26 protein-coding genes are annotated in these 22,253 nt (G+C 70.7%); 12 read left to right on the top strand and 14 right to left on the bottom strand.

What is annotated here, in order from left to right; genetic code table 11:
* Positions 1-30: 30 nt before the first annotated feature.
* The 3 genes from prcB to dop form a co-directional block, all read right to left on the bottom strand.
* On the bottom strand, positions 31-894 hold the full coding sequence (gene prcB / locus ABD987_RS14855) for a proteasome subunit beta (RefSeq protein ID WP_345392381.1): 864 nt from the start codon (positions 892-894) through the stop codon (positions 31-33).
* A 151-nt stretch (positions 895-1,045) separates the two neighbouring features.
* Positions 1,046-1,240 carry a ubiquitin-like protein Pup gene (locus ABD987_RS14850; RefSeq protein WP_003075646.1) on the bottom strand — a complete coding sequence of 65 codons (195 nt, stop codon included), beginning with the start codon at positions 1,238-1,240 and terminating at the stop codon, positions 1,046-1,048.
* Positions 1,241-1,326: 86 nt separating this feature from the next.
* Positions 1,327-2,829, bottom strand: coding sequence for a depupylase/deamidase Dop (gene dop, locus ABD987_RS14845; RefSeq protein ID WP_345392367.1), 1,503 nt, complete (start codon positions 2,827-2,829; stop codon positions 1,327-1,329).
* Between the two features lie 42 nt (positions 2,830-2,871).
* On the opposite strand from dop, the gene ABD987_RS14840 reads away from it, so the two are divergent.
* Positions 2,872-3,384 carry an NUDIX domain-containing protein gene (locus tag ABD987_RS14840; RefSeq protein WP_345392364.1) on the top strand — a complete coding sequence of 171 codons (513 nt, stop codon included), beginning with the start codon at positions 2,872-2,874 and terminating at the stop codon, positions 3,382-3,384.
* Here ABD987_RS14840 and ABD987_RS14835 read toward each other — a convergent pair.
* The 3 genes from ABD987_RS14835 to ABD987_RS14825 all read right to left on the bottom strand — a co-directional run bounded on the left by ABD987_RS14835 (position 3,375) and on the right by ABD987_RS14825 (position 5,342).
* Positions 3,375-3,962, bottom strand: coding sequence for a hypothetical protein (locus ABD987_RS14835; RefSeq protein WP_345392361.1), 588 nt, complete (start codon positions 3,960-3,962; stop codon positions 3,375-3,377). The genes ABD987_RS14840 and ABD987_RS14835 overlap by 10 nt on opposite strands.
* 75 nt (positions 3,963-4,037) lie before the next feature.
* Positions 4,038-4,967, bottom strand: coding sequence for an aldo/keto reductase (locus ABD987_RS14830; protein ID WP_345392358.1), 930 nt, complete (start codon positions 4,965-4,967; stop codon positions 4,038-4,040).
* Positions 4,968-5,057: 90 nt separating this feature from the next.
* On the bottom strand, positions 5,058-5,342 hold the full coding sequence (locus tag ABD987_RS14825; protein WP_345393391.1) for a hypothetical protein: 285 nt from the start codon (positions 5,340-5,342) through the stop codon (positions 5,058-5,060).
* A gap of 184 nt (positions 5,343-5,526) precedes the next feature.
* Between ABD987_RS14825 and ABD987_RS14820 the strand changes: the two genes are divergently transcribed.
* From ABD987_RS14820 to ABD987_RS14810, 3 genes are all read left to right on the top strand, one after another.
* The gene (locus ABD987_RS14820) at positions 5,527-6,237 is read left to right on the top strand and encodes a TetR/AcrR family transcriptional regulator (protein WP_345392355.1); all 711 of its coding nucleotides are present in this window, start codon (positions 5,527-5,529) and stop codon (positions 6,235-6,237) included.
* Positions 6,218-6,670: a hypothetical protein gene (locus ABD987_RS14815; RefSeq protein WP_345392352.1), complete on the top strand. Its 453-nt coding sequence runs from the start codon at positions 6,218-6,220 to the stop codon at positions 6,668-6,670. The genes ABD987_RS14820 and ABD987_RS14815 overlap by 20 nt, the downstream gene beginning before the upstream one ends.
* Before the next feature lie 81 nt (positions 6,671-6,751).
* Positions 6,752-7,678, top strand: coding sequence for a DMT family transporter (locus ABD987_RS14810; protein ID WP_345392349.1), 927 nt, complete (start codon positions 6,752-6,754; stop codon positions 7,676-7,678).
* A 54-nt stretch (positions 7,679-7,732) separates the two neighbouring features.
* Here the strand turns inward: ABD987_RS14810 and arc are convergent, their stop codons facing one another.
* On the bottom strand, positions 7,733-9,535 hold the full coding sequence (gene arc, locus ABD987_RS14805) for a proteasome ATPase (protein WP_345392346.1): 1,803 nt from the start codon (positions 9,533-9,535) through the stop codon (positions 7,733-7,735).
* 339 nt (positions 9,536-9,874) lie between these two features.
* On the opposite strand from arc, the gene ABD987_RS14800 reads away from it, so the two are divergent.
* On the top strand, positions 9,875-10,777 hold the full coding sequence (locus ABD987_RS14800; RefSeq protein ID WP_345392343.1) for a hypothetical protein: 903 nt from the start codon (positions 9,875-9,877) through the stop codon (positions 10,775-10,777).
* Between the two features lie 16 nt (positions 10,778-10,793).
* Positions 10,794-11,240 carry a hypothetical protein gene (locus ABD987_RS14795; RefSeq protein ID WP_345392340.1) on the top strand — a complete coding sequence of 149 codons (447 nt, stop codon included), beginning with the start codon at positions 10,794-10,796 and terminating at the stop codon, positions 11,238-11,240.
* Between the two features lie 17 nt (positions 11,241-11,257).
* On the opposite strand, the gene ABD987_RS14790 is transcribed toward ABD987_RS14795, so the two are convergent.
* Together ABD987_RS14790 and ABD987_RS14785 are read right to left on the bottom strand one after the other, a co-directional pair.
* A complete protein-coding gene (locus ABD987_RS14790; protein ID WP_345393388.1) occupies positions 11,258-12,082 on the bottom strand; it encodes a tRNA (adenine-N1)-methyltransferase in 825 nt (274 codons plus the stop codon).
* A gap of 75 nt (positions 12,083-12,157) precedes the next feature.
* Positions 12,158-13,309 carry a M50 family metallopeptidase gene (locus ABD987_RS14785; RefSeq protein WP_345392337.1) on the bottom strand — a complete coding sequence of 384 codons (1,152 nt, stop codon included), beginning with the start codon at positions 13,307-13,309 and terminating at the stop codon, positions 12,158-12,160.
* A 142-nt stretch (positions 13,310-13,451) separates the two neighbouring features.
* Between ABD987_RS14785 and ABD987_RS14780 the strand changes: the two genes are divergently transcribed.
* The 3 genes from ABD987_RS14780 (at position 13,452) to ABD987_RS14770 (ending at position 16,398) form a co-directional block, all read left to right on the top strand.
* Positions 13,452-14,402 carry a RecB family exonuclease gene (locus ABD987_RS14780; RefSeq protein ID WP_345392334.1) on the top strand — a complete coding sequence of 317 codons (951 nt, stop codon included), beginning with the start codon at positions 13,452-13,454 and terminating at the stop codon, positions 14,400-14,402.
* A gap of 5 nt (positions 14,403-14,407) precedes the next feature.
* A complete protein-coding gene (locus tag ABD987_RS14775; protein ID WP_345392331.1) occupies positions 14,408-15,205 on the top strand; it encodes a thioesterase family protein in 798 nt (265 codons plus the stop codon).
* Between the two features lie 260 nt (positions 15,206-15,465).
* The gene (locus ABD987_RS14770; RefSeq protein ID WP_345392328.1) at positions 15,466-16,398 is read left to right on the top strand and encodes a ParA family protein; all 933 of its coding nucleotides are present in this window, start codon (positions 15,466-15,468) and stop codon (positions 16,396-16,398) included.
* 11 nt (positions 16,399-16,409) lie between these two features.
* On the opposite strand, the gene ABD987_RS14765 is transcribed toward ABD987_RS14770, so the two are convergent.
* Positions 16,410-16,859 carry a MarR family transcriptional regulator gene (locus tag ABD987_RS14765; RefSeq protein ID WP_345392324.1) on the bottom strand — a complete coding sequence of 150 codons (450 nt, stop codon included), beginning with the start codon at positions 16,857-16,859 and terminating at the stop codon, positions 16,410-16,412.
* Between the two features lie 150 nt (positions 16,860-17,009).
* On the opposite strand from ABD987_RS14765, the gene ABD987_RS14760 reads away from it, so the two are divergent.
* A complete protein-coding gene (locus ABD987_RS14760; RefSeq protein WP_345392321.1) occupies positions 17,010-17,384 on the top strand; it encodes a hypothetical protein in 375 nt (124 codons plus the stop codon).
* Between the two features lie 10 nt (positions 17,385-17,394).
* Here ABD987_RS14760 and hisG read toward each other — a convergent pair whose 3' ends face one another.
* Together hisG and ABD987_RS14750 are read right to left on the bottom strand one after the other, a co-directional pair.
* Complete coding sequence (gene hisG / locus ABD987_RS14755; RefSeq protein WP_345392318.1) at positions 17,395-18,240, bottom strand: ATP phosphoribosyltransferase; 846 nt, start codon at positions 18,238-18,240, stop codon at positions 17,395-17,397.
* 33 nt (positions 18,241-18,273) lie between these two features.
* Positions 18,274-18,537 (bottom strand): phosphoribosyl-ATP diphosphatase, encoded by a 264-nt coding sequence (locus tag ABD987_RS14750; RefSeq protein ID WP_345392315.1) that lies wholly within the window; start codon positions 18,535-18,537, stop codon positions 18,274-18,276.
* Positions 18,538-18,669: 132 nt separating this feature from the next.
* Here ABD987_RS14750 and ABD987_RS14745 point away from each other — a divergent pair, with 132 nt between their 5' ends.
* Together ABD987_RS14745 and ABD987_RS14740 are read left to right on the top strand one after the other, a co-directional pair.
* Complete coding sequence (locus tag ABD987_RS14745) at positions 18,670-19,539, top strand: LLM class flavin-dependent oxidoreductase (RefSeq protein ID WP_345392312.1); 870 nt, start codon at positions 18,670-18,672, stop codon at positions 19,537-19,539.
* 97 nt (positions 19,540-19,636) lie between these two features.
* Entirely contained in the window at positions 19,637-20,224 is a 588-nt protein-coding gene (locus ABD987_RS14740; protein WP_345392309.1) for a dihydrofolate reductase family protein, read from the top strand.
* An 11-nt stretch (positions 20,225-20,235) separates the two neighbouring features.
* Here ABD987_RS14740 and ABD987_RS14735 read toward each other — a convergent pair whose 3' ends face one another.
* Together ABD987_RS14735 and ABD987_RS14730 are read right to left on the bottom strand one after the other, a co-directional pair.
* On the bottom strand, positions 20,236-20,727 hold the full coding sequence (locus ABD987_RS14735; RefSeq protein ID WP_345392306.1) for a methylated-DNA--[protein]-cysteine S-methyltransferase: 492 nt from the start codon (positions 20,725-20,727) through the stop codon (positions 20,236-20,238).
* Positions 20,728-20,753: 26 nt separating this feature from the next.
* Complete coding sequence (locus ABD987_RS14730) at positions 20,754-22,226, bottom strand: AlkA N-terminal domain-containing protein (protein WP_345392303.1); 1,473 nt, start codon at positions 22,224-22,226, stop codon at positions 20,754-20,756.
* Positions 22,227-22,253: the final 27 nt, after the last annotated feature.

Genomic DNA, 22,253 nt, shown 5'->3' with positions numbered 1-22,253 from the left:
AGGTTCAAAGACAGAAGGACCGGGACCGGCCTACGACCGGCGCTGCCGACCACGCTCGACACGATCCGCGACCACGGCCTCGGCCACCGTCGAGGTCTGCGACTCGGGCAGCGCCACCGCACCCTGCTCCGCGGTGACCGTCACGACCGTCGGGAAGATCCGGCGCACCAGATCCGGACCACCGGTCGCCGTGTCGTCGTCCGCCGCGTCGTACAACGCCTCCACCGCGACCCGCACCGCACCCTCGGCGTCCGCGTCCGGATCGTGCAGCTTCTTCAACGCCGACTTCGCGAACAGCGAACCCGAACCGATCGCGTGATACCCCGCGTTCTCCTCGTACCGGCCACCCGCCGCGTCGTACGAGACGATCCGGCCCGCGTGCTTCGCGTCCTCCGCCTCCAGGTCGTACCCGACGAACAACGGAATCGCCGCGAGGCCCGCCATCGCCATCTCGAGATTGCCCTTCACCATCGCGGCGAGCTTGTTCGTCTTGCCGTCCAGCGACAGCGAAACGCCCTCGATCTTCTCGTAGTGCGCCAGCTCCACCGCGTAGAGCCGCACCATGTCCACGGCCAGCCCCGCCGTACCCGCGATCCCCACCGCCGAATACTCGTCGGTGATGTGCACCTTCTCGATGTCCCGATTGGCGATCAGGTTCCCCGTCGTCGCCCGCCGGTCACCCGCGATCAGCACACCACCCGCGAACGTCACCGCCACGATCGTCGTCCCGTGCGGCGCGCCCAGCTCCGCCGCCGACGGCACCGCACGACGGTCCGGAAGCAGCTCAGGCGCCTGCGCCCGCAAGAAGTCGGTGAACGACGACGACGCCGCCGAGAAGTACGCGGCGGGCAGAGCGGGCCCCGAAAAACCTGGAGTACCCGAGATCTTGTCCATACGTGCTCAAGATTCCCATCTGTGCTGATCAGTGCTGGTCACGATCCGCGCCGGACACCCGCTCCCCGGCCTCGCCAAGGCCGGAGAGCACCCCGACGCGGATCGACGACCACCCGGCTGGTCCTACGGCGGGGCGGCGCACCCGCGACGGCTATTCGCCGCCCTTCTGCACGTACGCGCGCACGAAGTCCTCGGCGTTCTCCTCCAGGACGTCGTCGATCTCGTCCAGGATCGTGTCCACGTCCTCGCCGAGCTTCTCGCGTCGCTCCTGACCGGCAGCACCGGTGTCCTCGAACTCCTCGTCGGAGTCACCACCGCCGTGCTTCTCGATCTTTTCCTGCGCCATCTCGCCTCCCGGTGTGGCTGATGATTCCTAGCCTACCCAGCGGCCCCGACTTTTCGGGTGCGCGCCGCCAACGAAGTGAACACCGGCTAGTCCGAACCGGTGAGCGCCTCGACCAGCTCCTCCGCCGTCGCCGCGTCGTCCAGAAGCTTGCCGACATGGGCCTTCGTCCCCCGCAACGGCTCCAACGTCGGAATCCGCACCAACGACTCCTTCCCCACGTCGAAGATCACCGAATCCCACGAGGCCGCCGCGATCGAGTTCGCGTACTTCTCCAGCGCACGACCACGGAAATACGCCCTGGTGTCCGACGGCGGCGCCGTGATCGCCGCCTGCACCTCCTCCTCGGACACCAACCGCTTCATCGAACCCCGCGTCACCAGCCGGTTGTACAGGCCCTTGCCCAGCCGCACATCCGAATACTGCAGATCCACCAGCCGCAACCGCGGCGCACCCCACGCCAGCTGATCCCGCGCCCGGTACCCCTCCAGCAACCGCAGCTTCGCCGGCCAGTCCAACCGGTCCGCACACTCCTGCGGATCCCGCGCCAACGCGTCCAGCACCTCACCCCACACGCGCAGCACCTCCTTCGACGCCTGGTCCGCACCCGTGCGCTCCAGATTCGCCGCCGCGATCTCGTGATACGCGAACTGCAGGTCCAGCCCGGTGTACTTGCGCCCGTTCGCCAGCGCCACCTTCGCCTTCAACGTCGGATCGTGACTGATCTGGTGCACCGCCCGCACCGGCTCGTCCAGCTTCAGCTCGTCGAACCGGATCCCCGACTCGATCAGGTCCAGCACCAGCGCCGTCGTCCCGACCTTCAGATACGTCGAATACTCCGCCATGTTGGCGTCCCCGATGATCACATGCAGCCGCCGGTACTTGTCCGCGTCCGCGTGCGGCTCGTCCCGGGTGTTGATGATCCCGCGCTTCAACGTCGTCTCCAGGCCGACCTCGACCTCGATGTAGTCCGCGCGCTGGGAAAGCTGGAACCCCGCGTCCTCGCTCTGCTGACCGATCCCGACCCGGCCCGAACCCGTCACCACCTGCCGCGAGACGAAGAACGGCGTCAACCCCGCGATCACCGCCGTGAACGGCGTCGACCGCTGCATCAGGTAGTTCTCGTGCGTGCCGTAACTCGCGCCCTTGCCGTCGACGTTGTTCTTGTACAACTGCAACGGCGGCTGCCCCGGCACGGTGGCCGCCTTCAGCGCGGCCTCCTCCATCACCCGCTCCCCGGCCTTGTCCCAGATGACCGCGTCCCGCGCGTTCGTCACCTCGGGCGCCGAGTACTCCGGATGCGCGTGGTCCACGTACAACCGCGCCCCGTTGGTCAGGATGACGTTCGCCGCGCCCAGATCCTCGACATCCGGATCGTGCCCGGGACCACCCGGACCGGTCAGGTCGAACCCGCGCGCGTCCCGCAACGGCGACTCGACCTCGTAGTCCCAGCGCGCCCGCCGTGCCCGCGGCACATCCGCCGCCGCCGCGTAGGCCAGCACGACCTGGGTCGAGGTGAGTACCGGGTTCGCCGTCGCGTCGCCCGGCACCGCGATGCCGTACTCGACTTCGGTTCCCATGATCCGCCGCATGTCCACCACCCTACGGGGTCCCCCTCGTGGAACGATGCAGCCATGCCAGGCAGTGACGAACTCGTTGCCCTCTATGACAGCACCGGCCACCCGGTCGGCGAGGCCACCCGCCCCCGGGTACGCGCGGAAGGCCTCTGGCACGCCGCCGGCGTCGTCCTGGTCCGATCAGGTGACGGACAGGCCGTGTACGTGCACCTGCGCACCGCGACCAAGGACACCTTCCCGTCCACCTGGGACTGCTGGGCCGGCGGCGTGGTCGCCGCCGGCGAAACCCCCGCCGAATGCGCCCGCCGCGAACTCGCCGAAGAACTCGGCGTCCACGGTGTGGAACCCGAACCCCTGTTCACCAAGATCTACGACGACGGCTCGATCCGCTGTCACAACTTCGCCTTCGAAGTCCGCTGGGACGGCCCCATCCACCACCAGGCCGAAGAAATCGTCAAAGGTCACTGGATGCCACTCGACGAACTCCGCGCCTGGATCGACGACCCGGCCAGCCCCTTCATCCCCGACGGCCGCCTCGGCGCCCAGGAATGGTTCCGCCGCTACGGCTGAGCGGGCAGCTTCGCCACTACGAGCGGCAGCAACCGCTTCGCCGCGTCCACCGCCCTCGCCTCCGTACTCGCCGCCACACTGAGCACCGAAACCAGGTTCCCCTTGGCGAGCCACACCGTGCACGTCCCGCCCACACACCACGCCCGCTGCGCGGACACCCCGGGCTGCGCCGGAAGCGTTACCGGCCTGCCCTCGCACCGCGCCGCCGCGACGACCTCCTCGCCCCGCCGCTGCGCGTACACACTCACCTGATGGCTCAGCACCGCACCACTCGCGTACCGCCAGCTCGCCGACCGCTGCGCCGCCCCGGCCGCATCGACCAGACACCCGGAAGCCTTCCCCGTATCCGGGTGCACGCCCTCCTCGGCAACGTCCTCATCGGACAACAACGCGAGCGCCGGATCGACCGCCCGCTGGGTCACCGCCCGGCTCGGCGGCGGAGCGACCGACGTCGACGGCGCGGGCGCGGCCGAAGGAGTGCTCGTCGGGGTCGGATCGTCGTAATAGGTCTCGAGATCGTTGGGCCGATCGGCGCATCCGGCCAGCCCGAACAACGCGACCGCCGCGACAGCGAGCACCCGACCTTGACGCACCTGCTCCGGCCTCCCCCGCGCTCGGCGATCCCGCACTGCGGCGAAGAATAGTCCAGCTGCTCAGTCCCACCCGAGGTGGGATCGGTGCCGCCAGTAGCCCACCGGATCCTCGGCGAGATCGGCCAGCTCGGCCTGCTCCTCCTCGGTCAACCTCAGCGCGGCCGCACGCAGGTTCGCCGCGAGTTGCGCCGGGCTCGCCGGCCCCAGCACGGCGACGTCGGCCCAGTCCCGCGCGAGCACGGCGGCGACAGCCACCGCGTCCGCACCGACCCCGTGCGCCGCGGCGATCCGCGCCAGCGCCGAGGGCGGCTCGACCGCGAGCCTGCCGTTGGCGAGGGTTTCCTTGACCAGCACCCGTTTCCCGGCCGCGTGTGCCTCCGCCAGCGCGGTACCCGCCGACGGTTCGAGCACGTTCCAGGTCGACTGCACCGCCGAGAACACCGGCTGTCCGTCGACCTCCAGCGCGAACGCCTCGCGTATCGCGTCGGCCTGCGCCGGACCCGAGGTGGAGAAGCCGACCTCGACCCCGTCGGCGGAAAGCCCGGCCAACGCGCCGATCAGCCGCGCGTCGGTGAAAAGTGGACTGTCCACAGTGAGCGAATGCACCTGGTACAGCGACACACGGTTCCCCAGCAGCGCCCGGGTTTCCGCCCACTGCTCGCGGAACCGGAGCTCGGTGTGCTCCTTGACCTCGTGTACCTCGGCGTCGAGCCGCCAGCCACCGACGTAGCGGTAACCCCACTTGCTCGACACCGTGACGTCGTCCGGAGCCCGCTCGGTCAGCCATCCCGAGAGGAACTCCTCCGAGTGACCGTAGGAACGAGCGACGTCGATCCACCGGACGCCCGCCGCGTAGGCGTCGTCGAGCACCGCGTGGGTCGCGGCCTTCATCGCGTCGATGGTCCGCTCCGCAGGCAACGCCCCCTCGCGGCCAAGATTGATATAGGCGGGCCTGCCCAGCGCGGCGAGCCCCACCGCGATGCGGTTCATGCCTCTCCCTGTCGTTGCGGGTTTTGGAAGGTGAGTGATGTACGGAAGGTGAGACGAACTTTCATTTCGTTCACCACGCCGTATAGGTCGTTATACATTTTTGTGGCGGAGGATGGCGAGCCACTGACTGGAGTTCTGGGCCTGCCGGTGGAGTTTCTCGAGCCGGGCCGCCGGAGCGCGCACGTAGCCCTTGCCGAAGACGGGGGCGATCTGACGGAGGCTGGCTCCTTCTTCGCGGGCGGCGAGCAGTGCCCAGTCGGAGGCGTCCGCGCAGGCGGCGGAGGCGCGGCGCAGCTCCCCCAGCAGGTCGATGAGCTCGGGGGCGCTCAACTCCCCCGCCTGGACCGCGGCGGCGGCGGTTTCGAGCCAGGCCATGACGTCGGTTTCGGTGATCGGTGCCCGTGGGCGGCCGGTGCTGTGTTCGCTCACGGCGCCGAAGTATAGGGCGTTATACACCTTTTGCGGTGGTGCGACACGGCTCGTTGACCGGGATTCGACCCCGCCCTAAACTGACCGAAGAACCAATCTGGTCAGTCAGTCAGTCAGTCAGGAGCTGGGCATGGGACCGGGCAAGGCCTCCCGCATCCTCGACGCGGCCGAGGCGCTGCTGAGGGATTTCGGCTATCGCAAGGTCACGGTGGACGAGGTCGCGCGCCGCGCGGGCATCGGCAAGGGCACCGTGTATCTCTACTGGCCGAGCAAGCTGGAGCTGTTCGGCGCGGTACTGACCCGCCAGTCCGCCGAGCTGGTCACCAAGCAGCTGGCGGTCGTCCGCGCGGACCCCGCGGAGGTCCGGGTGCATCGCGCGATGCGCTGGGCTTTCGTCGAGATCATGGGGCGCCCACTGGCCAGGGCGTTGCACACCGGCGACTACGCCATGTTCGGCGACCTGCTGACCTCGGACGGGAACGCCGGCCGGTTCTTCGTCGGCAAGATCGAGACGACCGGACGCTATCTCGCGATCCTGTACGAGCACGGTCTCCTTGCCGACGACCCGGCGGCCGATCCCCTGCTCCCCTACCGGCTTTCCGCCGCGGTCACCGGTTCCTTCCTCTTGGAGGCCGCACCGGGCTCCGCTGATTTCGCCTTGGCGCAGAAGGCGGACGCGCTCGCGACGACGTTGCGCCGCGCCTTCGAGCCCCCCACCGAACCGTCGCCGGCCGCGCTGCGCGCCGCGGCCGACGAGCTCATCGACCTCTACCGGCACTGGCTGGCCGAACTGACCAGCTCCCTTCCCGCGGAGTACTCCCATGACGCAAACCTTCGCTGAGGTACTGATTCTCACCGTGTCCGCGCTCGGCGTTGGCGTGCTGATGTTCGTCACCGGGGTGATCCAGCCGGTGATGAACGCGATGGACGAGACGGCGTTCAAACGCTTCCTGCCCGCGCTCTACCACCACGCGATCCGGTCGGTTTTCGCCGTTTCCGTCTCACTCGTCACCTTCGTGGCGATGATCCCGTACTTCATCTTCTACGGCTTCGATCACTGGTGGTTCATCGCCGGGCTCATCGTGTTCACGATCTCGTCGGTGGTCAGCAAGATCCTCAACCTGCCGATCTACCGGAAGGTCCCGGAACTGCCCGACGAGGACACGGCCGGTCTGCGCGAACAGCGCCGCAAGCTCACCACCGCCAACTTCGTGCGCGCGGCACTCGGCTTCGTGTCCGTCGCGCTCATGACGATCCAGCTCGCCGGCGCCTGAACACGACGTCGGAAAACCACTCGCCAAACGTCCCCCTCGGATCGTTGACTGACCACGAAAGATCACGAAGTGGGAGGTCAAGTGGGACGTTTCGGCATCGCCGCGCGGTTCGCGCTGCTGGCGACGGTGTGGGGCGCGAGTTTCCTGTTCATCAAGGTCGGCCTCACCGGCCTCTCCCCCGCGCAGGTGGCGCTGGCGAGAGCCGGGTTCGGTGCGCTGGCACTGCTCACCGTGCTGCTCGTCCGCCGCAGGCCCCTACCCCGCGATCCGGTGCTCTGGGGCCACCTCGCGGTCGTCGCCGTCCTGCTGTGCGTGTTCCCGTTCCTGTTGTTCTCCTGGGCCGAGCAGTACATCTCCTCGGGCCTGGCCAGCATCTTCAACGCCACGACGCCGCTCATCACGATGCTCGTCGCGGCCGCCGCGCTGCGCGCCGAACGGCTGACCACGCCTCGGATCACCGGACTGCTGCTGGGTTTCCTCGGCGTGCTCACCATCGTCGGCGTCTGGCGGGGCATCGACATCTCCCACGAGCTCACCGCGCAGCTGGCCTGTCTCGGCGCGACGACGTGCTACGGCTGCTCGTTCGTCTACATGCGCCGGTTCGTGTCCCCGCGCGGGGCCGACCCGGTGACAATCGCCTTCGGGCAGACCGGTTTCGCCACGGTGGTTCTCGGGCTGCTCGTGCCCGTCGTCGCTCCCACGCCGGTGCACCTGACCGTGCCGGTCGTGCTCAGCATGCTCGCGCTCGGCGTGTTCGGCACCGGGATCGCCTACGTCTGGAACGCCTCGATCATCGCGGCCTGGGGCGCCGCGAACGCCTCCGCGGTGACCTACCTCACACCGGTCGTCGGCGTGCTGCTCGGTGTCGTGGTGCTCGACGAACCGCTGAGCTGGAACCAGCCGGTGGGTGCCGTGCTGGTGGTACTCGGCATCCTCGCCGCGCACGACCGGCTCCGGCCGCGACCGAAGACCGTCGCCGAGCCGGAGCACACCGCCGCGGGCCGCTGAAATGGCTGTGGGCACCGGGATCCGGTGCCCACAGCCATTTATTTTGGTCCGTTGTCAGAGGTATTGGCCCGTGTTCGTCGCGGTGTCGATCGCCCGGCCGGAGTCCTGGTTCTTGCCGGTGACGAGCGTGCGGATGTAGACGATCCGCTCGCCCTTCTTGCCGGAGATCCGGGCCCAGTCGTCCGGGTTGGTGGTGTTGGGCAGGTCCTCGTTCTCCGCGAACTCGTCCACGATCGCGTCCAGCAGGTGCTGCACGCGCAGGCCGGGCTGCTTGGTCTCCAGCACCGACTTGATCGCCGACTTCTTCGCCCGGTCCACGATGTTCTGGATCATCGCGCCCGAGTTGAAGTCACGGAAGTACAGGACCTCCTTGTCCCCGTTGGCGTAGGTGACCTCCAGGAACCGGTTGTCGTCGCTCTCCTCGTACATCCGCTCGACGGTGTGCTGGATCATCGCGTCGAACGTCGCCTTGTGATCCCCGCCGAACTCGGCGAGGTCGTCGGAGTGGATCGGCAGCCCGCCGGCGAGGTACTTCGAGAAGATGTCCTTCGCGCCCTCGGCGTCCGGCCGCTCGATCTTGATCTTGACGTCCAGCCGGCCGGGCCGCAGGATCGCCGGGTCGATCATGTCCTCGCGGTTGGAGGCGCCGATCACGATGACGTTCTCCAGCCCTTCCACCCCGTCGATCTCCGACAGCAGCTGGGGCACGATCGTGGTCTCCACGTCGGACGACACGCCCGACCCACGGGTGCGGAAGATCGAGTCCATCTCGTCGAAGAACACGATCACCGGAGTGCCCTCGGAGGCCTTCTCGCGGGCCCGCTGGAAGATCAGCCGGATGTGCCGCTCGGTCTCGCCCACGAACTTGTTCAGCAGCTCGGGACCCTTGATGTTGAGGAAGTACGACTTCCCGTCCGCGGCTTCGCCCCGCGCCTCGGCCACCTTCTTGGCCAGCGAGTTCGCCACCGCCTTGGCGATGAGCGTCTTCCCGCAGCCGGGCGGGCCGTAGAGCAGCACGCCCTTCGGCGGGCGCAGCTGGTACTCCTGGTACAGATCCGCGTGCAGGAACGGCAGCTCGACCGCGTCCCTGATCTGCTCGATCTGCCGGGCCAGACCACCGATGTCCTCGTAGCGGACGTCCGGCACCTCTTCCAGCACGAGGTCCTCGACCTCGGCCTTGGGCACCCGCTCGTAGGCGTAGCCGGCCTTGGAGTCCACCAGCAGCGAATCACCCGGCTTGAGCGTCTGCTCGGCCAGCAGATCCGAGAGCAGGACGACCCGCTCCTCGTCCGCGTGCCCGACGACGAGGGCACGAGGGCTGCCGCCCTCCTCTTCCGCCGCCAGCACCTCGCGCAGCGCGCACACCTCACCGGTGCGCTCGTAGCCGCCGCCTTCGACGACGGTGAGCGCTTCGTTGAGCCGCAACGCCTGGCCGCGGCGCAGCGACGCGATCTCGACCGCGGGGGACACCGAGACCCGCATCTTGCGGCCCGCGGTGTAGACGTCCACCGTGTTGTCCTCGTAAGCGGTCACGAACACGCCGTAACCGCTCGGTGGCTGCGCCAGCCTGTCGACCTCTTCCCGCAGTGCCAGCAGCTGGCCACGGGCCTCGCGGAGGGTTTCGACCAGTTTCGTATTGCGCTCGGTGAGCTGGCTCACCCGTTCCGACGCCTCGGCGAGACGTTGCTCGAGTACACGATTCTGCCGCGGTGAATCGGTCAGCTTGCGACGCAGCAGCGCCACTTCCTCTTCGAGAAAACGGATCTGTCGTGCCTGCTCACTCGCCGTCGCCGGGGCTCCGGTCGCTTCTGAAGGGTCGGCCTCCTCGCGCCGACCTCCGGGAAGGTCATGATGCATCGGGCACCTCCTCGGAGTGCTTTTCATTCCACGGTACCGGCGATCACCGACAATAAAAGGCCTTTCCGCATCACAAGATCGGCGCGTCGCGGTTTCTTCCCCCGCTCAGCACGGACATAACCGCAGCGCAAGCGGCCATTTCGGTGTCGGGTGGCCACTTCGCGTCCCGGTAGGGCGTGTCGCGCGAAGCGAGCAACGCCGGAGTACCCGCGTCCGCGCCCGGCAAACCGATCTCCGCCGCCCTAGCGCGGCGCGACGGGCGCACGGTGGCTAGCATCGGGCGGGCGCGCACCGGACCGGTGGCCTGGCATTTGGCGAGAAGCAACAGGGGGACCTCTCATGACCTACCCGCCGCAGCAACCCGGCGGCCAGCAGCCCGGTCCCTACGGCGGGCAGCAGCCCGATCCCTACGGGCAGCAGCAGTACGACGGCGGCTACCCCCAGTCCGGTCCCCCGCAGTCCGGCGCGTATCCCGGCGGGACGCCGCAGTTCGGCCAGCAGGGGCCCTACGGGCAGCCGCCGCAGGGCGGGTACCCGCAGTCGGGCCCGCAGCCGCAGCCCGGCTACCCCGGCGGGCCCCAGCAGTTCGGGCAACCGGACCAGTACGGGCAGCAACAGCCCGGATACGGCGAGGCCTACGGCCAGCAGGGTGGTTTCGGCGGGTACCCGCAGAGCGGTTTCGCCGAACCCGGGTTCGGCGAAACCCCGCCTGCCAAGAAGAAGACCGGGCTCATCGTGGGCATCGCGATCGGCGCGGTGGTCGTCGTCGGCGGCGGGGTCACCGCCCTCGTCCTGGCCCTCAACGGCGGCGACAAGAACCCGATCGCCGCGCCGCCACCCTCCAACAGCCAGCTCGCGCCCCCGCCGTCCTCCATGCCCGGCGGGAGCACGCCGAGTTCGCCGAGCGCCTCGAGTTCGAAGTCGCCGTCCGGCCCCGCCCCCGGCGGCAAGGCCGACCCGCAGGAGTTCTTCGACGCCGTCCTCGGCGACTACCGCGCCGGGGACGGGACGGCGCTGGAGACACGGGTCTGCCGCGCCACCACCCCCGGCAAGCCGATCGACGTCGAGAAGGTGCAGGTCGAGCTGTCCGCCCCGCCCACCGTCGCGCCGGACGGGCAGACCGCGACCGCCCGCTACCGGGCCCAGCCGGTCAGCGCCGGCAAGATCGTCGACGGCACGTTCACCGCGAACAAGGTGTCCGGTATCTGGTGCCTGGCCAGTGTCAAGGCGGACAAGAAATGAGGAGGCCGCCACCGCGGTGAAACGCCAGCTGGTCGCCGGAGCGGTCCTGCTCGGCGCGGTGGCCGCCGGGGCGGTGGCCGGGCTGCTGCTCGTCGCGCCCTCGGGACCCGATCCCGAACCGCGGCCGTCACCGGTCCCCTCGCCGACGACGGAGTCCCCCGCTCCGCCGGGCGCGGACGTGGCGGCGGTGAACGTCGTCGCCAAGGCCATCGCGGACGCCATCACCCGGCACGACTCGGCCGCCTACGGCAAGCTCACCTGCCGCCCGCAGACCGCCGAGGCACTGACCGCGCTCCAGCGCACCTGGGACGCCGCGGGCGAGGTCACCGCGACGCTCCCGAAACCGCCGGACATCCGCGGTGAGTCGGCGACGGTGGTCGTGCACGTGGAGGGCGCGGCCGGGCTCAAGAACACGCCTTTCCCGCTGCACCGGATCGACGGCCGCTGGTGCGTCCCCGGCTGACCGCGCCCGCCGGGTGATCAGCCCTTGCTCGGCCTGCGGTGCACGCGGGGCGACTGCGTGCCGTCGGCGAGACGGCGCGCGGTGAGCAGGAACGCCGTGTGCGCGACCATCCGGTGGTCGGGGCGGACGGCGAGGCCGACGACGTGCCACGGCCGCATCAGCGTCTCCCACGACTCCGGTTCGGTCCAGCACTGCTGTTCCCGCAAGGCTTCCGTGACCCGGGACAACTGGGTGACCGTCGCGACGTAGACGGTCAGCACCCCGCCGGGGACCAGGTGCGCGGCGACGTTGGGCAGTTGTTCCCACGGCGCCAGCATGTCCAGCACGACCCGGTCCACCTCGCCGGTGTGCGTGGCGAGGTCGGCCACCGTGAGCGACCAGTTGTCCGGCTTCTCCCCGAAGAACTTGACCACGTTCCGCTCGGCGTGCTCGGCGTGGTCGTCCCGGATCTCGTAGGAGGACACCCGCCCGCCGGGGCCGACCGCGCGCAGCAGCGAGCAGGTCAGCGCGCCGGAGCCCGCGCCGGCCTCCAGCACCCGCGCGCCGGGGAAGATGTCGCCCCACATGACGATCTGGGCGGCGTCCTTCGGGTAGATGACCTGGGCGCCGCGCGGCATCGAGAGCACGTAGTCCGGCAGCAGTGGCCGCAGCGCCAGGTAGCCGCTGCCGCCCGTCGAGGTCACGACCGAGCCCTCGGGCATACCGATCAGCTCGTCGTGCGCGAGCGCGCCCCGGTGGGTGTGGTACTCCCCGCCTTCGGCGAGCGTGATCGTGTAGTGCCGCCCCTTCGAATCGGTCAGCTGAACCCGGTCACCTGCACGAAACGGTCCGCTGACCGACAACTGATCCTCCACGCTCACCCCGCATTACCGAGGAGAGATCTTCGCAGGTGGTCCCTTCGCGAACGGACCCGGGTGTCACGCCGGGTGTCTGCCGCGGCCCAGCGCGGCGCGCAGGTCCTCCCTGCGCAGCACGCCCGCCGGGCGGCCCTCGTCGTCGACCACCAGGAACTGCCAGGCCGGGGTTTCCCTGACCCGCTCGGCGATCTCCTCCCCCGGTTCCGAGGCGAGCAGCACGGTCTCGGCACGGATCGGCTCGGCCGCGAGCTCGGCGGGCGCGTGCGGGGAAGTCCCGGCGAGCTGTTCGGCGGCCGACTCGTCGAGCAGGCCCGCGGCGACGCCGTCCGCCCTGACCAGCACCACCCCGCGGCCGGCCGACGCCGCCAGCGCGTCCGAGACCGGGCTCTCCGCGGGCAGTTGCAGCACCGGGCGGACCAGTTCGGTCAGCACCAGTCCCTCCGGCCAGCCGCGCCGCGTCTCCGCCGCGAGCTCGGCGCGCGCGCCGAGGATCACGAACCACGCGGTGATCACGCAGACACCGAGGCGCAGCCAGCGGTCCTCGCTGCCGAGCGCCAGGCCCCACAACGCCCAGACCAGCAGCGCGGTGGCGACGAGCGCGCCGCCGGCGACCGCGGCGCGGGTACCCTTGGCCCTGGTCCCGGTCGCCGCCCAGACGCCGGCGCGGACCAGCCGCCCGCCGTCGAGCGGCAGGCCGGGCAGCAGGTTGAACAGCCCGACCGCGAGGTTCGCGACGGCGCATTCCGCGACCAGCAGCCAGATCGGGCCGGCCGGGGCCGCGAACAGCAGCAGCGCGCAGAACCCGCCGAGCAGCAGCGACACGATCGGCCCGGCGGCCGCCACGAGGCCCTCCTGCCCCGGCCGTCGCGGGGTCCGCGCGACCTCCGCGAGCCCGCCGAGCAGGAAGAGGCGGACCCGGCGGACGGGGATCCCCAGGCGCAGCGCGACGACCGTGTGCCCGAGCTCGTGCGCCAGCACGGACAGTCCCAGCAGCACGGCGAACCCCGCGGCCAGCAGCCATGAGGTCAGCGTCGTCGCCTCCGGCAGCAGCCGCCCGACCAGCGGCGCGTACAGCACGACCACGATCAGCGAGCCGATCCACCACGAGGGGGCCAGCAGCACCGGCACGCCCCCGACCCGGAACAGCCGGAGCCCACCCTCCGGCGTCGCGGTACGGGAGGGCCCTGCGCCGTGCTGGCTGGTCGCGGACATACCTCGCAGGGTAAGGCCCGTGGTGTGGGGGCGCGGTGATCTGGGTCCGACCTGGACGAGTGGTGTCGCTCATGTGACCGTCTCGCGGCACCCGTGCGTTTCGCGCGCCGGGACTGTCGGTGCCCGGCGCTACGCTCTGCCCATGCCCGACACCGAGACGGTCACCACCGCCGACGTACTCCCTCCCGCGGAGGCGGCATCAAACGCAGCCGACGTACTCCCTGACCCGGCGGCGGCATCAAGCGCAGCCGGTGCCGCGCCGCGCAGACGTCCCGCGCTGTCGCCGTCGCGGGCGAGCGACTTCAAGCAGTGCCCGCTGCTCTACCGGTTCCGGGCGGTCGATCGGCTGCCGGAGGTGCCCACGAAGGCCCAGCTGCGGGGCACGCTCGTGCATTCGGTGCTGGAGCGGCTGTTCGCGCTGCCCGCCGCGGATCGGCTGCCGCCGCGGGCGAAGGAACTGCTCGCTCCCGCGTGGACGGAACTGTCCGCCGACCGTCCGGAGTGGACGGAGCTGTTCGAGGGGGAGGACACCGCGGACTGGCTCGCCTCGGCCGAGAAGCTCATCGACTCCTACTTCGGTCTCGAAGACCCGCGTCGGCTCGAACCCGAGGCGTGCGAGCTGCACGTGGAGATCGAGCTCGGGTCCGGGGTGCTGCTGCGGGGGTACGTCGACCGGGTCGACGTCGCCCCGACCGGGGAGATCCGGGTGGTCGACTACAAGACCGGGGCCGCGCCGCGTGAGATCGGCGAGGCCAAGGCGATGTTCCAGATGAAGTTCTACGCGGTGGTGCTGTGGCGGCTGCGCGGGGTCGTGCCGCGGCAGCTGAAGCTGATGTACCTCACCGACGGCCAGTCGCTGGCCTACACACCGGACGAGGCCGAGCTGCTGCGCTTCGAACGCACGCTGGAAGCCATCTGGCAGGCCATTCTCAAGGCGGGCAGGACGGGGGACTTCCGGCCGAATCCCGGCAAGCTGTGCAACTGGTGCGACCATCAGGCGCACTGCCCGGAGTTCGGTGGCACCCCGCCGCCCTACCCCGGGTGGCCGGAGCCGGGCGCGGGCGAGGAGACGCCGCTGGACAGGGCGGACTGACGACCGTGGCGGACGCGTTCTATCTCCCGCTGCCCGACGGGCGGCTGCTGGCGACCCCGCACACGGCGGGGCCGTGGTCGCCCGACGCCCAGCACTTCGGCCCGCCGTCGGCGTTGCTCGTGCGCGCGCTCGAAGCGGCCGAGACGGGTGAGCATCCCGGGCTGCTCGCCAGGGTCACCGTCGAGATCCTCGGTCCGGCGCCGGTGGGGGCCGAGCTGTCCGTGCGGTCGTGGCTCGACCGGCCGGGCCGTTCGGTCGAGTTGCTCGGCGCGGAGCTCGCCGCGGGCGACCGGGTCATCGCGCGGGCGTCCGCCTGGCGGATCGCGACCTCGGACACCGCCGCGGTCGCCACCGGCGACGAGGTCCCGTTACCACCGCCGGAGAACTGTCCCGAGGCGCCGTGGCCGCCGGGCTGGCGTGGCGGCTATCTCGAAGCGATGGAGTGGCGTTCGGTGCGGGGCGGGACGACCGAGCCCGGCCCGGCGGCGGTGTGGGCGCGCCAGCGGCTCCCACTGGTCGACGGGGAACAGCCGAGCGCTCTGCAGCGCCTGTTCGCGGTGGCCGACTCCGGCAACGGCGTGTCGAACTTCCTGCCACTGGACCGGTGGTGGTTCATCAACTCCGAACTCACCGTGCACGTGCGCCGTCCGCCCGCCGGGGACTGGATCGGGCTGGACGCGGCCACCGCCGTCGGTCCCCACGGGGTCGGCACCGCCACTAGTACGCTGCACGACGGCTCCGGCCCGGTCGCCACCGGCGCGCAGGCGCTGCTGGTCCGCCCGCGACAGGCCGGAGGTGAATAGCTGGGCGCGAGGGCGGCGGATCCAATAACCTTCGCGGAACGACGGACAAGGGAGTGTGGTGAAAGTGGCTTGCGTGGCGGTGCGGGTAGCGGAATCTCAGACGCCCTCTCGCTCCGGGATCGCCTCCTCGTGAATGCCGATTCACCACGTCGCCGCTGTCCTCGCGAGAGGACGCCTGAGAACCCGCGGCGGTGCGAGCTGACGGCCCACAGCAAGCGGCTCCGCCGCTTATGAAACAAAACCCAGAGGAGCGCTCCGGCATGCAGATCACCTCGGTGGTCAACCAGAAGGGCGGGGTCGGCAAGACCTCGCTGAGCGTCGGCACCGCGGCCGCGCTGGCGGAGCGGGGCCGCCGGGTGCTGCTCGTCGACCTCGACCCGCAGGGCCATGCCACCACCGAGATGCTCGGCCTGTCCGAGGTCCCGGTGAACGCGCCCAGCCTCGCCAAGGCGCTCACCAAGCTCTGGAAGGGCCCGCTGGAGGAGCTCGTCGTCGCGCATCCGCGGAGCAATCTCGGCCGGGGCGGGGCGTTCGACGTCATCCCGACCTCGCCAGGGATGTTCGACCTGATCCGGCGGCTCGACCAGTTCCGGGTGCCCGGCTGGCAGCTGGCCAGGGTCATCCAGTTCGCGAACTACGACCACGTCATCATCGACTGCCCGCCCGCGCTCGACGTGCTCACCAACAACGCGCTCGCCGCCTCGCACGGGATACTGGTGCCGGTGCAGCCGGACAAGACCAGCATCCGCGCGCTGCGGCTGCTGGCCGACCAGGTCCGCTACGTCGAGCAGACCGTCGGGCGCCAGCCGATCGCGTGGTACGGGCTGGTCCCGGGTCTCTACCGGCGGCCGATCTCGCACTACGCCGCGGCGGCCCTGCAGGAGATGTACAACTTCGGTATCCCGATGCTCTCGCACGTCCCGCTCGGCGTGGTGATGAACGAAGCCGCCGCCAACGGCGTGCCGGTGACGACGTACGCGCCGGAAACCCTTCAGGCGGTGTCGTTCCGGGAAATCGCCGAGACTCTCGACGGGTATCTCGCGCACAACCCCGGCCCGATCGAGCCCGCCGAGGAGGAGTTCGTCTTCGAGGACTTCATCTCCGAGGTCGCCGTCGCCCGCAACCACAACGACAACGGCGCCAGGAAGAAGCTCTACGACCTGCTGCCGAAGAAGCCCCAGCGCCCTCGCTGACCAACGGCTCATCAGGGCAGGTCGGAGTCACCGCCGAGATTCTCGATCATCCGGCGCAGCACGTTCAGTGCCGCGACGTACTCGTCGGTGGTGATGCCGAGATGTGTCTGGACGTGTGCCTTGCCGGTGCGCTCCCGGGCCCGTGCGAGCCCGGCACGCCCCGCCTCCGTGAGCGTCAGCGCTCCGCCTTCTTCGGCGAGCCAGCCCCGGCCGGCGAGGTCGTCGAACACCGCCGCGAAGTCGGTGTCCTGATCGTCGAACGGGGAAAGGCGCGCGGTCAGCCGCTCCCGGTTCCAGCCGCCGGGATTTCCCGCGACGTGGTTGAGTGTCCACCAGTGCGGCTGGGTCAGGTTCTCTGTCGCCAGTTCGGCGCGGATCCGGCCGACCACGGCCCGGCACGCCGCGCCGCTCCAGTACCCGATCGGCTGCGCGGCCAGCTGTTCCCGTGTGTAGTTCTTCATGTCCACCATCCTGGAAGCTCCAGATTGGTGGAGGTCAAGCACGACGACGCCGTGAGGAAGCTCTCCCGAAGCCCGGCACGCCACCGGGACGTGTGCGGACGGCTCCGTCCAGCGGTGCCCGAGCGCCCTCCGGCGCCGCACACTGGCGAGATGAACACCGCAAACAGAACAAAGTGGACAGTCGCCACCGTCGCGCTGACCGGTCTCGCAGTCACCATCCCGGCCACAGCCACAGCCACGGCCGCGCCGGTGACCGCCGACTGCACCGCCACGGTGAACCTCCAGCCGCGCTGGACCGTCACCTGCTCCGCGCCCCATCCGGTCACGATCCGGCTGCAACGGTGGTGGCACTGGCTCGGCCAGACGGAGTCCCACTACGACGCGTGGGACGCCAACCACCTCGTCCAGGCGGGGGTGCCGTGGAGTGACGGGGTGCTGTTCTTCCCGGAACAGCTCACCGATCGGCTCTGCGTCGCGGCCTTCCAGGACCGGACGGTGCCGATCTCGCCCCAGCTCTGTCGCTGAGGCGAACTCCTCACAACCGGCAGGACCGGATGTCCGAGGCCAGTACGGCCTTCGCCCCGGCCTCGGACAGCTCGTCCATGATCCGGTTGACCTCCTTGCGCGGCACCATCGCCCGCACCGCGACCCAGTCCGCGTCGGCGAGCGGCGCCACGGTCGGCGACTCCAGGCCGGGGGTGATCGCGATCGCGCGGTCGAGCAGGGAGCGGGGGCAGTCGTAGTCCAGCATCATGTAGTGCTGGGCGAACACCACGCCCCGCAGCCGCGCGGCCAGCTGCGTCTTCGCCTTCGCCTCGGTGGCATCCCGGCGCTGGAGCAGCACGGCCTCGGACACGCAGATCGGGTCGCCGAACGCGACGAGGTTGTGCTGGCGCAGCGAGCGTCCCGACTCGACGACGTCGGCGATCGCGTCGGCGACCCCGAGCTGGATCGAGATCTCGACCGCGCCGTCGAGCCGGATGACCTCGGCCTCCACGCCGTGGCGCTTGAGATCGTCGCGGACCAGGCGCGGATAGGACGTGGCGAGCCGTTTCCCGTGCAGGTCCTCGGGTTTCCAGTCGCGCCCGGCCGGGGCGGCGTAGCGGAAGGTCGAGCCGCCGAAGCCCAGGCCGAGGAGTTCCTCGACCGGGGCGCCGGAGTCCAGCGCGAGGTCCCGGCCGGTGATGCCGAGGTCGAGCTCGCCGGAGCCGACGTAGATCGCGATGTCCTTGGGGCGTAGGAAGAAGAACTCGACGTCGTTGACCGTGTCGAGCACCGTCAGGTCCCGCGCCTCATGCCGCCTGCGGTACCCCGCCTCGCTGAGCATCTCGGCCGCGGCGGCGGCGAGGGCTCCCTTGTTCGGCACGGCAACACGCAGCATTTCGCTTCTCCTCGGATTCGGCGCGCGACGGCGTCACAGGTAGCGGTACACGTCCTCGGTCGAGAGGCCCCGGCCGAGCATGAGCACCTGCACCCGGTAAAGCAGCTGGGAGACCTCCTCGGCGAGCCGCTCGTCGGACTCGTGCTCGGCGGCGATCCACACCTCGCCCGCCTCTTCGAGCACCTTCTTGCCCTGCGCGTGGACACCCGCGTCGAGTGCGGCGACGGTGCCGGAACCGTCGGGACGGGTACGCGCGCGCTCGGCAAGCTCGGCGAACAGCTCATCGAAGGTCTTCACGCCGCAGATCCTTCCATCCCCGCCCGGTCCCCGTCGCTCCGGGCCGGTGGCGTGCCGCCGATCTCACACCACCGGACCACGGCCGGGGCGAATTCGATTGGCCCGCCCGGCGCCGTGCCGCACCATGGCCTTATGCGCTTCTCGATCAACATCCCGAACTTCGGGGACTTCGCCGATCCGAGAGCGGTGGCGACGACCGCCGCGGCCGCCGAGCAGGCGGGCTGGGACGCCCTGTTCGTCTGGGACCACGTGGTGCACGACAAGCGCGAGCGCCGGGGGCAGCCCTTCGGCGACCCGTGGATGCTGCTGACCGCGGCGGCGCTGGCCACCTCGCGGCTGCGGCTGGGCACCCTGGTCACCCCGGTGCCGGGGCGGCGGCCGGAGCACCTGGCCCGGCAGGTCGCCACGCTGGACTTCCTCAGCGGTGGCCGGGTCGTCTTCGGCGCCGGGCTCGGCGGCCCGATCGCGGACGAGTTCGGCAGCTTCGGCGAGCCCACCGACCCGGTCGTGCTGGCCGAACGTCTCGACGAGGGCCTGGACCTGCTGCGGCGTTACTGGTCGGGCGAGCAGGTGAACCATCGCGGGCGGCACTACCGGGTCGAGGACGTCACCCTGCTGCCCGCGCCGGTGCAGCGCCCCCGCCCGCCGGTGTGGCTCGCGGGGATCTGGCCGAACCGCCGCCCGTTCCGCCGGGCCGCGCGCTGGGACGGCGTGGTTCCCCTGTTCAAGACCGCCGGGCATGGCAGGATCCCGCATCTCGACGAGGTCAGGGAGCTGGTCGGCTACGTCCGCGAACACCGCGCGGACCAGCCGGATACCCCGTTCGAGATCGTCCTCGGCGGCGCCACTCCGGGCGGCGCGGCCGAGGCGGGCGAGCTGATCGCGCCGCTGGCCGGCGCGGGCGCGACCTGGTGGGACGAACGGCAGGTGCAGACCAGCGAGGACGTCCACCGGCTCACCCCGGTCCTGCGCCGCATCGACCAGGGACCGCCTTCCTGGTGAAAAAGATCCGGCCACCGATGTCGAGCGGGCGCGGGTGGCACCGTCCTTTGGTCAGAGGGTGGGCGAAGGGCCCACCGGAGACGAAGGGAACAGGCCGATGACGAAGGTGATCGCGGGCGCGAGCATGTCACTGGACGGCTTCATCGCGGGCCCGGACGAGACCGGCTTCGAGCACCTCTTCCGCTGGCTGGGTGCCGGTGACGTCGAGGTCCCGACCGCGAATCCCGGGCACACCTTGCGGATGTCGGCGGTCGACGCCGAGTACCTGCGTGATCAGTGGGACAACACCGGCGCCATCGTCGTCGGACGGCGGCTGTTCGACCTCACCGGCGGCTGGGGCGGAGCGCATCCGATCGGCCGCCCGGTCGTGGTGGTCACGCACGAAGCGCCGACGGGCTGGGAGGACACGCCGTTCACCTTCGTCACCGACGGGGTGACGAGTGCGATCGAGCGCGCCAAGGCCCTTGCCGGGGACCGGTGGGTCGGGGTCAACGGCGGCACCATGGCACGGCAGTGCCTCGAAGCCGGGCTGCTCGACACGATCGGTGTCGACCTGGTTCCCGTGGTGTTCGGCAAGGGAGTCCCGCTCTTCGGCGAGCTGGCGAACGCCCCCGTCCTGCTTGGCGCGCCCGAGGTCGTGGTGGGGTCGGGCGTCACCCACCTGCGGTACGACGTCCTCCGGTGAGCCCGCGCGGCTCAGAACAGCGTGCCGTGCTCCTGTTCGAAGTCGAGCAGGTAGCGCTTGCGGTCCAGCCCGCCGCCGTACCCGGTGAGCGAGCCGTTCGCGCCGACGACGCGGTGGCACGGCACGATGATCCCGATCGGGTTCTTCCCGTTCGCCAGGCCCACCGCACGCGACGCGGTGGGCCTGCCGAGCAGGTCGGCGAGTTCGCCGTAGGACCGGGTCTCGCCGTACGGGATCTCGCACAGCGCCGTCCAGACCAGCCGCTGGAACGGGGTCCCGCCGAAGGAGAGCGGGACGGTGAACTCGTGGCGCTGTCCGGCGAAGTACTCCTTCAGCTCCGCCTCGGTCCGCGCGAAGACCTCGGCACCGGAGCCGGGCTCGCCGAAGGTCGACTCTTCGGGCCGGTGACGTTGCCTTTCCATGTAGAGGCCGCAGAGGGCCTCGCCCTCGGCGACCAGGGTCAGCGGGCCGAACGGACTGTCGACCACGGTGTGGGAACGCATGCTTTCTCCTTGCCGGGTAAGAAAAATCAGGCGGCGGGCAGGTCGTTGATCGGATGGTCACCGGTCGCCCACAGGTGCTGGGTGGCATAGGCCCGCCACGGGCGCCAGGCCGCCGCGTGCGCGGTCATCGCCGACGACCCGCCGATCCCGAGGGCCATACCCGCGTTCTTCACGCCGAGGTCGGTCGGAAGGAACGCGTCGGGGTCGCCCAGCGAGCGCATCGCGATGCTTTCGACCGTCCACGGGCCGAACCCGGGCAGGGCGGACAGCGCCGCCCGCGCCTTCCCCCAGTCACTTCCCGCGCCGAGATCGAGTCCGCCGAAGGTCAGCGCGTCGATCAAGGCGATCAGGGTGCGGCGACGGCTCCGCGGCATGGCGAGGGTCTCCGGGTCGAGACCCGCCAGCGCTTCGGCGCCGGGGAACAGGTGGGTGAGCCCGCCCTCGGGGTCCTCGACCGGGGTGCCGTGCGCGACCACCAGCCGGGCCGCGTGCGTCCGCGCCGCCGCCGTCGAGACCTGCTGGCCCAGCACGGCCCGGACGGCGAACTCGTCGCCGTCCACGGTGCGCGGCACGCGACGGCCGGGCGCGGCGGCCACGAGCGGGGCGAGCAGCGGGTCCCGCGCGAGCTGGCCGTCGACCGCGACCGGGTCGGCGTCGAGGTCGAGCAGCCTGCGGCAGCGGCTGATCGCGGTCGCGAGGTCACGCAGGTCGGTCAGGGTGAGCCGGCAGCCGATGTGGCCCCGCTCCGGGCGCAGGGCGACCACACCGTGCCCGTGCGGCAGCCGCAGGGTGCGGCGGTAGGCGCCGTCCCGCCACTCCTCGACGCCGGGGACGGCCGTGGCGACCAGATGGCCGAAGAGGTTGTCCGGGAACAGCGGCGCGCGATAGGGCAACCGCAGCACGAGCGTCCCCGCCGACCGGTCCGTCCGCGCGCGGCCGCGGGCACGGCCGCGCAGTTCGGTCGGGGACAGCGCGAACACCTCGCGCACGGTGTCGTTGAACGTCCGGATGCTGCCGAACCCCGCCGCGAGCGCGAGTTCCGCCATCGGCAGCTTGGTCGTCTCGATGAGCATCCGCGCGGTCTGCGCGCGCTGTGCCCTGGCCAGCGCCAGCGGTCCCGCCCCGAGCTCGGCCATGAGCTGCCGCTCGATCTGGCGGACGCTGTAGCCGAGCCGGGCCGCGAGCCCGCCGACGCCGTCGGTGTCGACCACCCCGTCCGCGATCAGACGCATCGCCCTGGCGACGAGGTCGGCGCGTTCGTTCCACTGTGGAGAGCCGGGGCTGGCGTCCGGGCGGCACCGCTTGCAGGCGCGGAAACCGGCCTGCTGCGCGGCCGCCGCGCTCGGGTAGAAGCGCATGTTCTCCGGTTTCGGCGGCACGACGGGGCAGCTCGGACGGCAGTAGATCCGCGTCGTGGTGACCGCGGTGTAGAACCAGCCGTCGAACCGCGCGTCCTTCGCCTGCACCGCCCGTACGCACCGCTCGAAGTCTTCATGCACCCGTCCAGCATCGCGGAGCCCCGGCCG

It is taken from the genome of Amycolatopsis samaneae (genome assembly GCF_039541975.1).
GTDB classification, from domain to species: domain Bacteria; phylum Actinomycetota; class Actinomycetes; order Mycobacteriales; family Pseudonocardiaceae; genus Amycolatopsis; species Amycolatopsis samaneae.
This window is presented reverse-complemented; position numbering and strand designations above follow the sequence as displayed.

Bases quoted from the DNA above. Each gene is read 5' to 3' on its own strand.
- prcB (WP_345392381.1), bottom strand. From the start codon at position 894: ATGGACAAGATCTCGGGTACTCCAGGTTTTTCGGGGCCCGCTCTGCCC.
- ABD987_RS14850 (WP_003075646.1), bottom strand. From the start codon at position 1,240: ATGGCGCAGGAAAAGATCGAGAAGCACGGCGGTGGTGACTCCGACGAG.
- dop (WP_345392367.1), bottom strand. From the start codon at position 2,829: ATGCGGCGGATCATGGGAACCGAAGTCGAGTACGGCATCGCGGTGCCG.
- ABD987_RS14840 (WP_345392364.1), top strand. From the start codon at position 2,872: ATGCCAGGCAGTGACGAACTCGTTGCCCTCTATGACAGCACCGGCCAC.
- ABD987_RS14830 (WP_345392358.1), bottom strand. From the start codon at position 4,967: ATGAACCGCATCGCGGTGGGGCTCGCCGCGCTGGGCAGGCCCGCCTAT.
- ABD987_RS14825 (WP_345393391.1), bottom strand. From the start codon at position 5,342: ATGGCCTGGCTCGAAACCGCCGCCGCCGCGGTCCAGGCGGGGGAGTTG.
- ABD987_RS14820 (WP_345392355.1), top strand. From the start codon at position 5,527: ATGGGACCGGGCAAGGCCTCCCGCATCCTCGACGCGGCCGAGGCGCTG.
- ABD987_RS14815 (WP_345392352.1), top strand. From the start codon at position 6,218: ATGACGCAAACCTTCGCTGAGGTACTGATTCTCACCGTGTCCGCGCTC.
- arc (WP_345392346.1), bottom strand. From the start codon at position 9,535: ATGCATCATGACCTTCCCGGAGGTCGGCGCGAGGAGGCCGACCCTTCA.
- ABD987_RS14800 (WP_345392343.1), top strand. From the start codon at position 9,875: ATGACCTACCCGCCGCAGCAACCCGGCGGCCAGCAGCCCGGTCCCTAC.
- ABD987_RS14785 (WP_345392337.1), bottom strand. From the start codon at position 13,309: ATGTCCGCGACCAGCCAGCACGGCGCAGGGCCCTCCCGTACCGCGACG.
- ABD987_RS14780 (WP_345392334.1), top strand. From the start codon at position 13,452: ATGCCCGACACCGAGACGGTCACCACCGCCGACGTACTCCCTCCCGCG.
- ABD987_RS14770 (WP_345392328.1), top strand. From the start codon at position 15,466: ATGCAGATCACCTCGGTGGTCAACCAGAAGGGCGGGGTCGGCAAGACC.
- ABD987_RS14765 (WP_345392324.1), bottom strand. From the start codon at position 16,859: ATGAAGAACTACACACGGGAACAGCTGGCCGCGCAGCCGATCGGGTAC.
- ABD987_RS14760 (WP_345392321.1), top strand. From the start codon at position 17,010: ATGAACACCGCAAACAGAACAAAGTGGACAGTCGCCACCGTCGCGCTG.
- hisG (WP_345392318.1), bottom strand. From the start codon at position 18,240: ATGCTGCGTGTTGCCGTGCCGAACAAGGGAGCCCTCGCCGCCGCCGCG.
- ABD987_RS14745 (WP_345392312.1), top strand. From the start codon at position 18,670: ATGCGCTTCTCGATCAACATCCCGAACTTCGGGGACTTCGCCGATCCG.
- ABD987_RS14740 (WP_345392309.1), top strand. From the start codon at position 19,637: ATGACGAAGGTGATCGCGGGCGCGAGCATGTCACTGGACGGCTTCATC.
- ABD987_RS14735 (WP_345392306.1), bottom strand. From the start codon at position 20,727: ATGCGTTCCCACACCGTGGTCGACAGTCCGTTCGGCCCGCTGACCCTG.